General features: G+C 30.9%; 14 protein-coding genes, 1 tRNA gene and 1 riboswitch. Of the genes, 10 read left to right on the forward strand and 5 right to left on the reverse strand.

Translation table 11 applies throughout. The features are described 5' to 3' along the window. Window positions 1–443: 443 nt before the first annotated feature. A riboswitch (Fluoride riboswitch) is annotated at window positions 444–510 on the forward strand. Window positions 511–538: 28 nt separating this feature from the next. Further along, a complete protein-coding gene (locus ACOOWA_RS06900) occupies window positions 539–1,846 on the forward strand; it encodes a voltage-gated chloride channel family protein (protein WP_421374124.1) in 1,308 nt (435 codons plus the stop codon). A gap of 46 nt (window positions 1,847–1,892) precedes the next feature. Here ACOOWA_RS06900 and ACOOWA_RS06905 read toward each other — a convergent pair whose 3' ends face one another. Next, window positions 1,893–3,698 carry a hypothetical protein gene (locus ACOOWA_RS06905; RefSeq protein WP_421374126.1) on the reverse strand — a complete coding sequence of 602 codons (1,806 nt, stop codon included), beginning with the start codon at window positions 3,696–3,698 and terminating at the stop codon, window positions 1,893–1,895. Between the two features lie 340 nt (window positions 3,699–4,038). Here ACOOWA_RS06905 and ACOOWA_RS06910 point away from each other — a divergent pair, with 340 nt between their 5' ends. From ACOOWA_RS06910 to ACOOWA_RS06950, 9 genes are all read left to right on the forward strand, one after another. After that, window positions 4,039–5,406 carry a hypothetical protein gene (locus tag ACOOWA_RS06910; RefSeq protein WP_421374127.1) on the forward strand — a complete coding sequence of 456 codons (1,368 nt, stop codon included), beginning with the start codon at window positions 4,039–4,041 and terminating at the stop codon, window positions 5,404–5,406. A gap of 435 nt (window positions 5,407–5,841) precedes the next feature. Beyond that, the gene (locus tag ACOOWA_RS06915; protein WP_421374129.1) at window positions 5,842–6,513 is read left to right on the forward strand and encodes a MarR family winged helix-turn-helix transcriptional regulator; all 672 of its coding nucleotides are present in this window, start codon (window positions 5,842–5,844) and stop codon (window positions 6,511–6,513) included. A 2-nt stretch (window positions 6,514–6,515) separates the two neighbouring features. Continuing rightward, complete coding sequence (locus tag ACOOWA_RS06920) at window positions 6,516–7,982, forward strand: phytoene desaturase family protein (RefSeq protein ID WP_421374130.1); 1,467 nt, start codon at window positions 6,516–6,518, stop codon at window positions 7,980–7,982. A gap of 8 nt (window positions 7,983–7,990) precedes the next feature. Beyond that, entirely contained in the window at window positions 7,991–8,827 is an 837-nt protein-coding gene (locus ACOOWA_RS06925; RefSeq protein WP_421374132.1) for a phytoene/squalene synthase family protein, read from the forward strand. 15 nt (window positions 8,828–8,842) lie between these two features. Then, entirely contained in the window at window positions 8,843–9,304 is a 462-nt protein-coding gene (locus ACOOWA_RS06930; protein WP_421374134.1) for an SRPBCC family protein, read from the forward strand. Window position 9,305: 1 nt separating this feature from the next. After that, entirely contained in the window at window positions 9,306–9,764 is a 459-nt protein-coding gene (locus tag ACOOWA_RS06935; RefSeq protein WP_421374136.1) for a beta-carotene hydroxylase, read from the forward strand. Continuing rightward, the gene (locus ACOOWA_RS06940; RefSeq protein WP_421374137.1) at window positions 9,765–10,457 is read left to right on the forward strand and encodes a lycopene cyclase domain-containing protein; all 693 of its coding nucleotides are present in this window, start codon (window positions 9,765–9,767) and stop codon (window positions 10,455–10,457) included. Beyond that, a complete protein-coding gene (locus tag ACOOWA_RS06945; protein WP_421374139.1) occupies window positions 10,444–11,733 on the forward strand; it encodes a cryptochrome/photolyase family protein in 1,290 nt (429 codons plus the stop codon). The genes ACOOWA_RS06940 and ACOOWA_RS06945 overlap by 14 nt, the downstream gene beginning before the upstream one ends. 135 nt (window positions 11,734–11,868) lie before the next feature. After that, window positions 11,869–12,285 (forward strand): hypothetical protein, encoded by a 417-nt coding sequence (locus ACOOWA_RS06950; protein ID WP_421374141.1) that lies wholly within the window; start codon window positions 11,869–11,871, stop codon window positions 12,283–12,285. 74 nt (window positions 12,286–12,359) lie between these two features. Here the strand turns inward: ACOOWA_RS06950 and ACOOWA_RS06955 are convergent, their stop codons facing one another. The 4 genes from ACOOWA_RS06955 to ACOOWA_RS06970 form a co-directional block, all read right to left on the reverse strand. Then, window positions 12,360–13,067, reverse strand: coding sequence for a DUF421 domain-containing protein (locus ACOOWA_RS06955; protein WP_421374143.1), 708 nt, complete (start codon window positions 13,065–13,067; stop codon window positions 12,360–12,362). A 279-nt stretch (window positions 13,068–13,346) separates the two neighbouring features. Next, entirely contained in the window at window positions 13,347–13,670 is a 324-nt protein-coding gene (locus ACOOWA_RS06960; protein WP_421374144.1) for a hypothetical protein, read from the reverse strand. A gap of 795 nt (window positions 13,671–14,465) precedes the next feature. Beyond that, a tRNA-Ala gene (locus ACOOWA_RS06965) sits at window positions 14,466–14,539 on the reverse strand. 134 nt (window positions 14,540–14,673) lie between these two features. Next, window positions 14,674–16,083: an efflux transporter outer membrane subunit gene (locus tag ACOOWA_RS06970; protein WP_421374145.1), complete on the reverse strand. Its 1,410-nt coding sequence runs from the start codon at window positions 16,081–16,083 to the stop codon at window positions 14,674–14,676. Between the last annotated feature and the right edge of the window lie 9 nt (window positions 16,084–16,092).

Raw genomic sequence — 16,092 nt, forward strand, 5'->3', positions numbered from 1 at the left:
AAATTATTTCCTTGTCAGTGTATTTCTTATAAAACAAAGAGTGCAAAAATACTATTTATTAGCTTAATAAAAACGAACTTATATTTAGAATGATCATTAAATGATTCAAAACAAACATTAAATTTTTAAAATTGGTAATATTTTAGGACATTAAAAACAGAATAAATGATCTGTATCTAAACTTTTCGTTAAATAAAATAATTCACTATCCTAAAATTAAAATTACACTTTTTTTGAATATTAATTATAAATTTTCATAAAATATTTAGCGTTTATTTAGCATTCTTTCTACTGTTGCATGTTTAGTGCCAATATCTTAAAAGATTGAAAAATTCTGTCAAAAATTTGCCGGAAATCATTTGAATTAAAATTATTTTGAAAGAAAAAATCATTCTTTGAAAGTGCAATCGTATGAACTTAACAGAATTTTGTATTAAATTTGTTTTTTTAAAGGAAATGGTGTCTTCCTTACCCAACCGCCTTAAAAAAGCTGATGGCGCCTGATTAATTGAATGTCTTACCATTTAATCAGGAAATTATGTTTAAAAATAACAAAAAATCAGTTTTTAGAATTCTTATCATATTCTTACAGCTACTTCTCAGGAAATATCCTTCTGCATTATTTGTATTGAAATGGCTTTTGATTACTTTGATCATGGGAGTTTTAATAGGTAGTGCCTCTGCATTTTTTCTTCAGACATTAGAGTGGGCAACACAATTCAGAGAGAATCATATTTGGCTGATTATCTTTTTACCTCTGGGTGGATTTTCAGTCGGTTTACTGTACTATTACTTCGGAGAAGATGTTGAAGCCGGGAATAATTTATTAATTGAAACTATTCACGAACCAAAACAGAAGATTCCTCTTAAAATGGCTTTTTTTGTGTATTTAGGAACCATGATTACTCATTTTTTCGGCGGATCTGCAGGTCGCGAAGGAACGGCTTTGCAAATGGCAGGATCAATTGCTGACCAATTTTCAAAACCATTCAGACTATCTGCTGATGAAAGAAAAATTTTAATTATTTCGGCAATTGCCGCAGGATTTGGCTCGGTGTTCGGGACGCCTTTAGCCGGAGCAGTTTTCGGTCTGGAAGTTTTTCTTGTAGGAAAATTAAGATACAATGCTTTATTTCCGGCAATTTCTGCAGCTGTAATTGCAGATTTGGTTACCAAACTATGGAATACACGTCATACTCATTATCAAATTAATTTCATTCCTGAAATATCGTTTTTAAATATTTTCTACGCTGTAATTGCCGGAGTTTTCTTTGGAATCTGTGCGGCAACATTTAGCAAAACAATCCATAAAACAGGAAATTTATTTAAATCTAAAATTAGTTATCCTCCACTCCGTCCTTTAGCTGGCGGAATTATCGTAGCCTCTGCAGTTTTTTTAATAGGAACTACAAAATATATCGGTTTGGGAATTCCAACAATTATAGATTCTTTTGAAAAACAACTTCCGGCTTACGATTTTGTGGTGAAAATGATTTTTACAATTATCACTTTAGCGGCAGGTTTTAAAGGCGGTGAAGTCACTCCTTTGTTTTTTATTGGTGCAACATTGGGTAATGCTTTGGGATATTTTATTCCTTTGCCAATCGCACTTTTGTCGGGAATAGGGTTTGTTGCCGTTTTTGCAGGAGCTACCAATACTCCGATTGCGTGCAGTATTATGGCAATTGAATTATTTGGAAACGAATGTGGTGTTTATGTTGCGATTGCATGTGTCGTTTCTTATTTATTTTCCGGGTCAAACAGCATTTATAAAAGTCAGATTATTGGTGAGCCTAAGAACAATAGATTTTTAAAAGATATGGGCAAGAAATTAACCGAACTTTAATTTATACAAAAAAAATACCCTTTGAATTATCGAAGGGTATTAGAAACTAATTTAATTTAGGGATTTCAATATTCTCTAATTCTATTTTATAATGTTGTAATTGAGTATAAATTTTCTTTATATCATCTTTAAAAAAAGACGAAGATTTGAAAAGTTCCTGATAATAATTTATTCCTTCCAAAAGATTAGCTTTGAAAGTATTCCATTTTTTGATTTGCGGATTAACCCGATCTCCCGAAAAATTTGAAATCTCTTCTTGTAAATAATCGACGTACATTTTTAGTTCATTAAGAAACATATTCGGTCGGTCAGCTTCCGAAAGTACATTTCCATTTCCGTATATATGACTAACCATCTCTGAAAGCGATAATTCTTTATCAAAATACGCTAAATTTGGTCCGGGACAAATTACAACACCTTGTTTTTCTCCTTTGATTTCAATTCCGTTTTCCAAATAAGCTGAATTTACCAAACCCACACAAAGACAGGCTTTATCGGTAATTATATTTTTTTTAGATTGAAATTGTTCCTCAGTAAATTCACTTTTTAAACTTTCAAGCTCATCCAATTTTATTTTTTGATATTTTTTGGAAGCTGTGCAAATTCCCTGTGGAGAATATTCTTTATTTAATGCCAATAGTTTTTTCGGGCAGGAACTTCCGTATTTATTTCTGGCTTCTTTTTGATGTTTTAAAATTTCACTTGAAGTTCCTTTTACTGTATTAAAAGGAACTCCCAACGGAGAAATTGCACTCAGATAAAAATCATTTTGTTTTGATTTTGCTAAAAGATTTCGGGTTTCAGCATCCATAGAAGTCGCTTCAGGAACCAGTAGAAATGGCGAACCCCAACCAACACTATCAACCTGATAAGTTTCTAAAAGAAAATTGTGTTCTTCAGAAGTTCCTACTCCACCCTGAACGCTTATTTTCATTTTTAAAGGTTTTTTTGGAATATATTTTCCTTTTTGTTTTAATGAATTGATCATCAATTGATGTGCAGATGAAATTAATTCGTTTTTCTTCGCCTTAAATTCTTCCATAATCGGACCGAGCAACAAACCGTCCGTTGCGAAAGCGTGACCACCGCAATTTAAGCCAGATTCAATTCGATATTCTGAAACCCAAATTCCTTTTTTAGCTAAAAAATTTCCCTGAATCATGGCAGAACGGAAATCACTAACCTTTAAAATTATTTTCTTTTTAATAAAATTATTAGAATCAGGAAAAAAGTCCTCGAATTCTTCAATATAGCTATACAAACGGGGATTCATACCTGCAGAAAGCACCACTGAAGAAGATATTTTACTTTGGGCAAAACCACGTAACGAAGCATGAGCATCATTATAAATTACCGGAAGTTGCTCGTTATCTTTATAATTATCTTTATCAACTTTAGTCATAATATTGACATCTATACTTCCTGCTACAAGGTTTTTTTCGATAAAATTTCTGATATTTGAAGCTATATAATCACCTTGATTCAGAATATTCTGCAATCCGATCTTCAGCTCAGATGTATTGGGAAGCATCGCTATGAAGTTTTTTAGAGCAACTGTATTTTTAGAGATTTCTTCTTTGAAAGATTCAAATTTTTCATTAACAATGTCGTCCATCATATCGAGATAATCTGTAATTCTTTTGGATCTGTAGTCGTTGGTTTTAACGGAAATTCCAAAATAGTTGAGATTAAATTTTTTGCTGTAGAAATTTTTCATTTTTTCTACAATTTCGTCATCAATGATTGATATTACTGAGGAAATTCCGTATTGTGCGACACGAATCGGAGTGTCTATCGTGTAAGATAATCCCATCACGGGAATATGAAAACTGTGTAAAGGTTTATTAATCATTATTTTATATCATAAAATTTGCTTTCATATTTCTACGAAAGTATAATGATCTGAAAACCTGTGAATTTGCTTTAAATTCTATACAAAAATAGCTATTTGTATTAATGTATACAATAAGAAATTTATTTAATTCAAATCTAATGCTGTGCAATTTGTGAAAAATAATAATTATAAAAAATAGTTCATTTTTATATTTTTTTTGTTAAAAATCATAATAAATTGGTGGTTTTTTAAATCTTTATTTATTAAATTTACTTTTTTAATTCAGTAAATATTTTACATATCTATAATGTTTAAGTTTAGAAAAATATTCCTTTTACTTATCCTATTTTTTAGTTTTTTGGCTACAGCCCAGCAAAAACTGACCGCCAAAGAATTAAAAATCAGGATTACAAATAATTCTAAACTCTACAAAACCAATATTGATAAAGCTTACAGCGAATTAAACGGTCTTCTGAAACAGTCTGTTATTCTGAAAGATTCTGTTTCTGAAATGAAGCTTCTCGACAGAAAATGCCGATATTTTTACAGCAAAAATATGATGGACAGCCTGATTATTACCAGCGAAAATCTTCAGAAAAAATCTCATCTTTATAATGATATTTATTTTGAAGCAATGTCTAATATTTACATTGCCGAAATATATTCTATGAATAAATTTCCCGATAAAGCTATTTCTTACCTGAATTCGGCATATAAAATTTTACAGAAAGGAGATGCAAACAGTGATAGAATTTTTTACGCAAAATCGAATGTTCTCAATAGTTTTGCCAATATCTATCTCGATAAAAACCAGCCAAAAGAAGCCGCAAAAAAAATCTATGAAGAAATTGAAAGCGGAAAACAGCTGAAAAATAAATATGAGCGTGATAATTTTCAGTATTTGAATTACGCAAATCTGGCTAATATTTACAGTCAATACAATGTAGATTCAGCTTATCATTACGCAAAAAAATCGATTATGATAAAACCTGGCGATGTTGCTGATGATAAGTCGATGATTGATAATTATTCTGTAATTGGAAAAGTTTATAAGGACAAAAAAAATTATGAAAGTTCATTAAAGAACTATCATAAGGCTCTTTTCATTAGCAAAAAAGACGGAACAGAGATTAATGCTAATCAAATTTATCATTCTTTAAAAGAAATTTATGAAATTTTAAATGTGAAAGACAGTTTTGATTTTTACTCTGATAAAATTGAGCAATATGAGTTGAAAACACTGAAAAGTAAGTACAATTCTTTACAAGAAGTTATTAATAAAGATAAAAAAGAGCAGGAAAGCTCTCAGAATTCTTTCTGGTATTGGATTATTCCTGTTTTTGCAGCAATCGGTACTACTCTATTTTTTACTTATAAGAAGAGAAGTAAAAATACGATAACAGGGCCTGAAACAAAACCCGAGATTAATCTTGGCGAAGCTTATCACGACTTGATGGAGCTTTTAGAAAAAAGAGATCCTGCGTTTATGTTTGCTTTTGAAAACATTTATCCAGATTTTTCTAAAAAACTTTTAGCTAATTGTTCGGATCTGCAACAATCTGAAATAGAATTTTGTGCACTTTTGAAAATGAAGCTGACAACAAAAGAAATTGCAAAGATCAGTTTTATAGAAACCAGAACGGTTCAGAATAAAAAATACAGAATCAGAAAAAAATTAGATATTCCTCAGAATATCGATATCTATTATTGGATCGATCAGATATAAATATTTCAGATTTAGGTTATACAATATTTATTTTCTCTTTTTAATATTTCAAATAATTTATCTTGAATAATGTCAGAAAACCGTTATAAATTTAAAAAAGTACCTAATGAGTAGGTAATTTGATAAAGATTCCGTAAAAATACTTTCAAAACAATTTTTCACATAATATATTTGTCAACGGATAAAATGATTACAATTTATCTAAAAAAACATTAATACTTTATAGACAAATCTGTAAAATTTAAACTTCATTAAAACAAATATCTAAAGAAAATAATCAAAAACTAATGAAATAAATCGTACATAGAAATTAAATTTAGAAAGATGAGGCTTTGTTTATTCAAAGCCTTATTTTTTTTATGAAATTAAATAGTATATAAATATATTATTTAATATAAATAAAGTATATTTGTTTACTATTAAAACAATTTTGATATGAATTATAGTTTGGCAAAAGATGTTATTCAGCTTTTAGAACAATTCGATTCTGAAAATATAAATGCACATTATACTTCTGATATAGATGGTTTTAAAAGCTGGATTCATCATCAGCAAAACAAAATAAAACCTTCAGAAAAAAACATTGACTGGGATGGTAAAGAAAACGGAAGAAGTGCAGAAAGTGTTATCAGTACCCTACTTGTTCATCTGAATCGATATGCAAAAACCTATTCAAAATCAGCAATTGCAGATTCTGAATTTTCTACCCAGGAAGAGTTTATTTATCTTATTAATTTGAAAACTTTCGGTGAAATGACAAAAACCGAATTAATCAAGAAAAATATTCAGGACAAACCCGTGGGAAATTTGATTATCAACCGCCTTATAAAAAACGGATGGGTAAAACAGGTTGATTCTAAGAAAGATAAAAGAACAAAAGTAATCAGTGTGACGGAAAAAGGTACTCAGGTGCTTGAAAAACAAATGGATAATATAAGAGCAGCGTCCAAAATTGTAAGCGGAAATCTTACTGAGGACGAAAAATATACTTTAATTGAATTATTAAATAAACTTGATCACTTCCATAATCCTATTTTTGGCAGAAATATTGACAGCTTAGATTTAATAAAAACTGTTTACGAAGAAAATTTTTCAAAGAATAATTAAATATGATTAAGAAAATAGCAATTATCGGTTCAGGATTTTCGGGATTATCCGCAGCAGCTTATGCAGCAAAAAACGGCCATGAAGTTCATATTTTTGAGAAAAACAGTACTTTGGGAGGAAGAGCCAGACAATTCAAAACAGATAATGGGTATGTTTTTGATATGGGACCGAGCTGGTATTGGATGCCCGATATTATTGAAGATTTTTTTAATGATTTCTGGAAAACTTCATCAGACTATTATCAGCTTATTTCTCTAAACCCACAATTTGAGATGGTTTTTTCTGACGGAACTATGGCAATTCCGCAAGATTATTCAGAAATGAGAAATCTTTTTGAAAGCATAGAAAAAGGTGCTGCAAAAAAGCTTGACGAATTTATGGAAGATGCGCAATACAAGTATGAAGTCGGCATGAAAGATTTTGTTACAAAACCTTGTCATTCATGGCTTGAATTTGTATCTCCTAAAATTGCCAAAAGTGCTTTAAAGCTAGATTTATTATCAAATTTTCATCGTTTTGTAAGAAAATATTTCTCCCATCCCAAACTGATTATGCTGATGGAATTCCCCGTTATTTTTCTCGGCGCAGCACCAAAAGACATTCCTGCTTTGTACAGTCTGATGAATTATGGCGGTTACAGATTAGGAACATGGTATCCGATGGGAGGCTTTTATAAAGTAATTGAAGCGATGTCGGAAATTGCTAAAGAGCAAGGCGCAAAATTTCATTTAAATTCAAATGTTGATGAAATTAAAATAAAAGATGGAAAAGCAAAATCAGTTATCGTCAATGGGAATGAAATTGAATTTGATACTGTAATTGCATCCTCTGATTACCATCATACTGAGGAAAGTTTAATTCAAAAAGAATATAAAAATTACAATGAAGAATACTGGAAAAAGAAAACTTTTGCACCTTCTTGTCTGATTTATTATTTAGGTTTTAAAGAAAAAATACCAAATTTAAAACATCATACTCTGTTTTTTGAAAACGATTTGGAACTACACACCTCAGAGATTTATGAAAATAAAAAATGGCCTACAAAACCTTTATTTTATGCTTGTTGTCCATCTAAAACTGATAAAAATGTAGCACCCGCAAACTGTGAAAATGTATTCTTACTCATGCCCGTGGCGACAGGCATTGAAGATAATGAAGATACAAGGGAAAAATATTTTCTTGAAATGATACAAAGACTTGAAAAACATACCAAATCATCAGATCTTTTATCAAAAATAGAGTATAAAAAAAGTTATTGCATCAGTGATTTTAAAAAAGATTATAATGCGTATCAGGGTAATGCGTACGGTTTGGCAAATACACTGAATCAGACTGCAGTTTTAAAACCATCACTACGAAACAAAAAAGTAAAGAATCTCTTTTACACAGGGCAACTTACCGTTCCGGGACCGGGAGTTCCGCCATCAATTATTTCCGGAAAAATAGCTGCAACCGAAGCCACCAAATAACCAGACATATGAAAAAACTTTTCGATGATCTTTCTTATAAGATCAGTAAACAGACCACAAAACAATACAGCACAAGTTTTTCCCTTGGGATTTTGGCTCTTTCTCCCAAAATTAGAAATGCTATTTACGCCATTTATGGTTATGCAAGATTGGCAGACGAAATTGTAGACAGCTTTCATAATTTTGACCGTTCAACTCTTTTATCAAGATTTCGTGAACAAACCAATCAGGCTTTAGAAGAAAAAATATCTTTAAACCCTATTCTACAATCTTTCCAGGAGACAATTCATCAGTATAACATTGATGTGCAATTGATCAATCAGTTTCTAAAAAGTATGGAAATGGATTTACATAAAATAGACTATAACTCAGATCTGTATAGAGAGTATATTCTTGGTTCTGCCGAAGTTATCGGTTTAATGTGCCTTCATATTTTCGTCGACGGAAACAAAGAAATGTATGACAGATTAAAACCTACAGCGATGAAGTTGGGTTCTGCTTTTCAAAAGGTAAATTTTTTGCGCGATATGAAAGACGATTATCAGATTTTAGGACGAACCTATTTCCCGAATGTTGATATTTCTTATTTCGATAATGTGGTAAAAGCTCAGATCGAGCAGGAAATCTATGAAGAGTTTAAAGAAGCATTGGAGGGCATCAAGAAATTACCCAATTCCTCAAGATTTGGCGTGTATTTAGCATACCGGTATTACATTTCTCTTTTCAGAAAAATAAAGAGAACTTCAGCAAATAATATCATCAATCAGAGAATCAGGATTTCAAACGGACGAAAATTCTCTTTAATGATGAGCAGTTATGTACAATACAAAATGTCATTTCTGTAAATAATTTAATGTAAAATGATACACAGACTTCAACGACAGCAACAGCTCAATTGCGATTTAGAAACTGCCTGGAAATTTTTTTCATCAGCCAATAATCTTGCAGAAATTACTCCAAAAGATATGAAGTTTATTGTAAGAACAAAACTTGATGACAAAGAAATCTACGAAGGCATGGTCATAGATTATTATGTTTCTCCGCTTTTTGGAGTAAAATTAAAGTGGCAGACTATCATTGCGAAGGTTGAGCCACAAAAAATGTTTACTGATATTCAAAATAAAGGTCCTTTCAAAATGTGGCATCATCATCACTTTTTCGTTGCAAATGAGGATGGCGTTTTAATGGTTGATAACGTAGATTATGAACTTCCTTTCGGTTTTTTGGGCGAAATTGCTCACAAACTGATGGTTAAGAAAAAGCTCGAAAATATTTTTGATTATCGTTTTAAAGTTTTAGAAGAAGCATTTAACAAAAAATAACATGAATTTTTTAATTGTTTTTACCACTTTTTTTGTGATGGAAGGTATGACCTGGCTGATTCACAAATACATTATGCATGGTTTTCTGTGGACGCTTCACCGTGATCATCACGATCACAGCAATGAAGGAAAAATGGAGAGAAATGACTACTTCTTCGCCATTTTCGCTATTCCGACTATAGCTTTAATGTATTATGGAACCATAAATAATTTTAATACTTATTTTTACATTGCCATAGGAATTACTCTGTACGGAATGGCGTATTTTTTCGTGCACGATATTTTTATTCATCAACGTTTTAAGATTTTAAAAAATACTAAAAATCCTTATTTACTGGCAATTCGAAGAGGGCATAAGCAACATCACAAACATACAGGCAAAGAATATGGCGAATGTTTCGGATTTCTTTGGGTTCCTGTGAAATATTTTAAAATGTTTTTCAATAAAAAAAGAGTATAAATGTGGCAATACACGTATTTAGCGATCAATTTTTTCACCATAATTATCTGTTTTATATTTTCTTTTCATCCAAAAATTAAATTTCACAGGCATTTTGGAGCATTCTTAATGGCATCTCTCACCGTTGCTGTCTTTTTTATTGCCTGGGATACTTGGTTTACAGAAAAAGGAGTTTGGTGGTTTAATGATCAATATCTTATCGGAAAACGACTTTTTGGTCTTCCGATTGAGGAATTACTCTTTTTTATCTGCATTCCGTTTTCGTGTGTTTTTACTTATTTCTGTTTAGATAAATTTTTCAAACTTGATTGGAAGCCTTCTGTCGAAAAGGTTTTTGTTGTTATTTCAATAATATTGTATTGTATTTTAGCCCTGTTTTTCAGAGATAAAATATACTCTTTTGTTACTTTTCTGACAACAGCAATCAGCCTAACTTCACTTTATTTTGTTTTAAAAGTAAGATGGATTGGTAAAGCTTCTTTGATTTATCTGTTTTTGATGCCCGGATTTTTAGCTGTCAACGGAATTCTCACGGGAACTGGTCTCGATTCTCCTGTTGTTAATTATAATCCGAAAGATTTTATAGGTTTCAGAATTTTAACGATTCCTGTTGAAGATATTGTTTACGGTTACGAAATGATTCTCTGGAATCTTTTTTTCTTTTATAAATTCAAAAAAGATGAACAAAATTAATATATTCTGGTTTCGCAGAGATTTGAGACTTCAGGATAATACAGGTTTGAATTCAGCATTAAAATCAGATCATAAAGTTCTACCGATTTTTATTTTTGATAGTGAAATTTTAAATCAACTTGAAAATAAATCTGACCGACGCGTTGATTATATTCATCAGGTTTTAGAAGGAATGAATGAAGAATTAGTGAAACATCAATCCGGAATTAAAACTTATCTGGGAAAACCACTTGAAATTTTTAAAGAAATTATAAAAGAGTTTGATGTTAAAACTGTTTTCTGCAACCGTGATTACGAACCTCAAGCAATACAGCGTGACAAAGAAATTACTGATTTTTTCAAAAAAAATAATATAGAGTTTAAAGATTTTAAAGATCAGGTCATTTTTGAAAAAGATGAAATTGTAAAAAACGACGGTTTACCATACACCGTTTATACACCGTTTTCTAAAAAGTGGAAAGAAAAATTTTTTCAGACAGAAATTCTTTTACCTCTGACAGATTTTGGTGATTTTTATTCATTTAAAGCTAAAAAAATTCACAGTCTAAAAGAAATTGGCTTTGAAAAAACAGATCTGGTTTTTGAAAAACCTATTTTAGATAAAAAAATCATAGAATCTTATGATAAAAACAGAGATTTTCCGTCATTAGATCACACAACAAGATTGGGTATTGCTTTAAGATTCGGTACAATTTCAGTAAGAAAATGTGTAAAATATGCTTCTGAACACAATGAAACCTGGCTGAATGAATTAATTTGGAGAGAATTTTTTATGCAGATCCTATATCACTTTCCAAAAGTGGTAAAAAATTGTTTTAAAGAAAAATATGAAAAAATTGAATGGAGAAATAGTGAGAAAGAATTTAAACTCTGGTGCGAAGGAAAAACCGGCTACCCTATTGTAGATGCAGGAATGCGACAGCTTAACGAAACCGGATTTATGCATAATCGGGTAAGAATGGTTGTTGCCAGTTTTCTCACCAAACACCTTTTGATAGACTGGAGATGGGGCGAAGTTTATTTTGCCGAAAAACTTTTGGATTACGAGCTTTCATCAAACAACGGAAACTGGCAATGGGCAGCAGGTTGCGGCTGTGATGCAGCACCTTATTTCAGAATTTTTAATCCTGCAGAACAGACGAAAAAATTTGATAAAGATCAAAAATATATCAGAAAATGGTTGCCACAAAATTATTCTGAAATTTCTCAGATTGTTGACCACTCTTTCGCAAGAAACAGAGCTTTAGAAACTTATAAAAAAGTAGTAAAAGATTAATTTTGCCATATTTGAAAAAATAATCACAAAAATTTATCAAGTATATTTAACTTTATATACCACATCAACAATGCAAGGCATAGTATTTGCCAATAGTAACAACATACAATAATAACAAATACACTACAAAATAATATGAAAGTTACTGATCTAAAAATTAAAAATTTGGTTGAATACCAAAATGAGATTTTTACAATTACTGAAATCTATCAAAATAACAACGATTATTTTGTGAAGATTGAGAATGATTTGCATAGCGTGTCTTTATCAGCAGAAAAAATAAATCCTATTAAAATTACCGGAGACTGGTTAGAAAAATTTGGTTTTAAAAGAACGTATGCTTCAGATCATCAAATCCGTTACGAAAGCCCTGAATCATTCATTAAATATGATATCGACCTGAATTCTAAAAAAATAGTTGAAGGTCTTAAAATTTACGGAAATACGATTAAATGTAAATATATTCACGAGTTTCAGAATATTTTTTCATGTCTTTTCGGAAAAGAAACTACAGCTTTTTTTAAATCATCGTTTCACAAAGCGGCGGTTTAAATATTGCTCTGAAAGAAATAATCAAATTATATCTATTTTTGAATTTCCCTGACGAAAGTTGGGGATTTCTTATGTTAACTAATTCTTTTTCTTTTACTCGCCGCAACCCAGTTTTTTTTACCACAATGATGACATCTTCCTGCAGTGCCTACATTTTTTTCTTCAGTATAACCGCAGAAGGTACAAGAATAATAACCGGAATTCTGAATCTCTTGAAGAGGATTATCCAAAGAATTGAGCATAATAGGAAGACCAAATTTTACTTTGTCATCCTCAAAGAAAAACACACTTATTTCTCCGGAAACTTCTTCAATAGCAAACTCAATCTGACCCAGATGCGAAATGTTTTTCACTCTTAGTTCAGCAAAAAACTCATCGCTTCCCAGATTTTCTTTTTTGAAATTTTCAATTGCAAAAACTCCGTTTTTTATTAAGTACATTGCCTGTCCTTCAAATAAGTTTTCTATCTTTTTAAATCTTCCAATCAAGGCAGTTATCGATGAATACAGTATGATTATAACTAAAAAAACAATCATCGAAGAAACAACTCCCACTTCTTTATAAAACATAGGATCACCTGCAGCAGAACCTAAACCTATTATTACGACGAGCTCAAAAATAGATAGCTGCTTCACTCCTCTTTTTCCTAAAACACGGAGACTTACAATTATGGTAAGAAACATGATGACTGTTCTTAAAATAATCTCCAGAAGAAAAGCCCAATCTTCAGTTCCCAAAAACAATTCTTTCCAGCTGAAATTTAAAAATGCATATGAAAACATGATAAATTTTATTTAAGGTTTAAAAATGTATGAAAATTCATATTAATCAGAAAAATGATATTGATATACTTTTATAGAATGATTAAATAAATAAATAAATAAATATACTTATTATAAAAAAGCCCAACAATATATTTTTGTTGAGCAGTACAAAACTAGTGTTATTAAATATAGAAAATCTCTATAGTTTTTATATTTGTCCTCACATAGAGAGATAAGTAAGGTCAATTTAAAAATGAGGATTAACTAAAACCAAACTTATATGAAAAATTGGTAGTTCTACCTGTGTCTGTCACCTTTATGGTGGTAAGAAACATTATTTTTTGGCAAATTAAAATTTTCATTAAGATTTTGATTGTTCATATTTGAATCAAATTTATTCTGTTTATAAGAAAAATCTAAAGGAATCTGAGAGCGCAATTTTTTACCATTTCTAAAAACTTCACCGTTTGCAGCCCGGTACATTTGATTTTCTTTGTATTGATTTCCATCAGGAGCGGTAAAAATTTCTCCGTTGTTTTTTCTCTGTCTTCTTTTTTGATTTAAAAAAATCAAAACTCCACCTGTAACAATTCCTAAAGCTATTTTTACTGAATTTTTCATAAATAATATTTTGAATTATATAAACAAAACTATTGCCAACGATTGAATCTGTGGTATATATGATATTTTTAAATCTAAAATAAAATAGACCGTCAATGAATTGACAGCCTAAAAAAAACTTGAGTTAAAAACATAGATATAAATCTGGATTGATACTTATCTATCAGTCAAAACTAAGAAGTTAAAAAAAAATAATTTATGACTGAAGTCATAAATTATTTTTCTTTTTGAATGTGCGCTTTGATATGAAGGAAAGGCCAGCAAATTTTTTTTCATTTTATCCTTTAAAATGACAGCTATTAGAACCAAGTCATTATTTACAGACAGTAATTGTTCTCTAATTAAACCTGTTGTGCATTTATAAATTTGTTTTACTTCAGTAAGTGAAACGCCTTTGTTTACCTTTAAAAAAAACTTTTTGATTTAAATTCTTTGTTTTACTTTGCGATAAAATAAACGCAAGGTTAAGCAAAAGTAACTCAAAAACTATGCTGAAATAAAGTAAAACAAGGGCGCTTCGCTTATCAAAGAAATACAAGTTTTGATTTTCAGTTTGTTTAATATTTTCCCATAAATGCACAACAGGTTCTAATTAAATAAAGTATTAATTTAAAATTTTACAAATTGTATTTGTTATGGTTCAATATGCAAAAGTTTAGATTATCTAAGCTCTTTGCATAGCCCCCAAGTTTTGAGATTGAGCTTATTTTAAAGCTTAATATAAAAAATGAAAAGCTTTTGTGTAAATAAAAAAAGAGCTGCAAGTTAAAACCTTACAACTCTTTCATTATCAAGTGGAGAATACGGGGATCGAACCCGTCACCTTTAGACTGCCAGTCTAACGCTCTAGCCAGATGAGCTAATTCCCCTATCTGCATTAAAGCGGTACAAATGTAAGTATTTATAGACAATTTGCAAATCTTTGGATAAATTTTTATAAAAAAACGTGCACTGTTTCCAGCACACGTCTTAACAAGATTGAATATATAATAACTAACTTTTTTTATTTCCAGCCACCGCCTAAAGCTCTGTACAAATCTACTGCTGCTTTCATTTTACTGTATTGCGCATTAGAAATGTTTAGTTCGGCATTTAAAGAATTAACATTGGCATTTAAAACTTCAAGATAGTTTGCCATTCCGTAGTTAACCAATTCCTGGGAATAATCAACAGATTTTTTATAAGAATCTAGTTCTTTCTGCTTTAAATCAATAAAAGAATCCTGTACCGAGAAAACTCTGATGGCATCTGAAACCTCTTTTCCGGCAGTAAGAATGGTTTTTCTAAAATTTAGATACGCCGTTTCTTTATTCGCCAGACTCACTTCGTAGTTGGTTTTTATTTGTCTTTTATTTAAAATCGGCTGAGCTAATCCTCCAATTAAACTTGCAAAAAGTGAATTAACACTGAACAAATGATCGATGTCAACAGACTGTAATCCTCCACTTCCCGTCAGTTTTAGTGTCGGATAAAACTGTGCTTTCGCTGAATTTGTCAATTCAAAAGCATTTTTCAGTCTAAATTCAGCTTCCATTACATCGGGACGGTTTGCCAACAAATTGGCTGGATAACCCAATGCAAAGTTTTCAGGAAGTCTTTGATTTTCCAGTGTTGATCTTTCGATTGGCTGCGAAGGTTCACCCATCAAAAGACTCATTGTGTTTTCCAACTGTTGAATCTGAGTATCAATATCGATTAATAAAGACTGAGCATTATAAACCAAAGCCTGACTTTGCTGAACTGCAACTTCCGTTAAAGTTCCTGCTTCTTTTAATGCTTTCGTTGTTTCAAGATTATTTTCACGCACTTCTATGGTCTCGTTAATAATCTTTTTTTGATTATCTAAAGTCAATAATTGATAGTAACTCGATGCAATTGATGAAACCAGATCACTTTTTACCGCCTGATGTGCGGCAACGTTTCCTAAATATGTTGCAAGCTGGGCTTTTTCCTGAGATTTTAATTTTCCCCACAAATCCGCTTCCCAAGCAATGCTTCCGGTAATATCAAACTGGTTCACATATCTTCTTTCACCAATGATTTGTCCGAACTGGGTATTGATTGACTGAGTCTGAAAAGTATAACCGGGACCAACTGCTAATGTAGGTTGATATGCCGCTTTACTTTGTCTTAAATACGCTTCTGCAGAATTAATATTCTGCAGGGCGATTCTTATATCTAAATTGTTTTCTAAAGCTTTAGAAATATGTTTCTGAAGAACAGGGTCGGTGAAAATTTCTTTCCATGAAACATTTGCGGTACTTGTGCTGTCTTTCGGAAGCATATCTGTTCGGAAAAGTTTTTCATCTACTGCTGCAGGTCTTTCGTACTCTTTTCTCACATGACAAGAAGTAATAACTACAGCGGTAAGCACCGATAAAGCCGTTCCTTTTATTATTGATAAATTTTTCATTATTTAAAT

Origin of the sequence: Chryseobacterium sp. GP-SGM7, from assembly GCF_049166575.1 — a bacterium.
Taxonomy (GTDB): Bacteria; Bacteroidota; Bacteroidia; order Flavobacteriales; family Weeksellaceae; genus Chryseobacterium.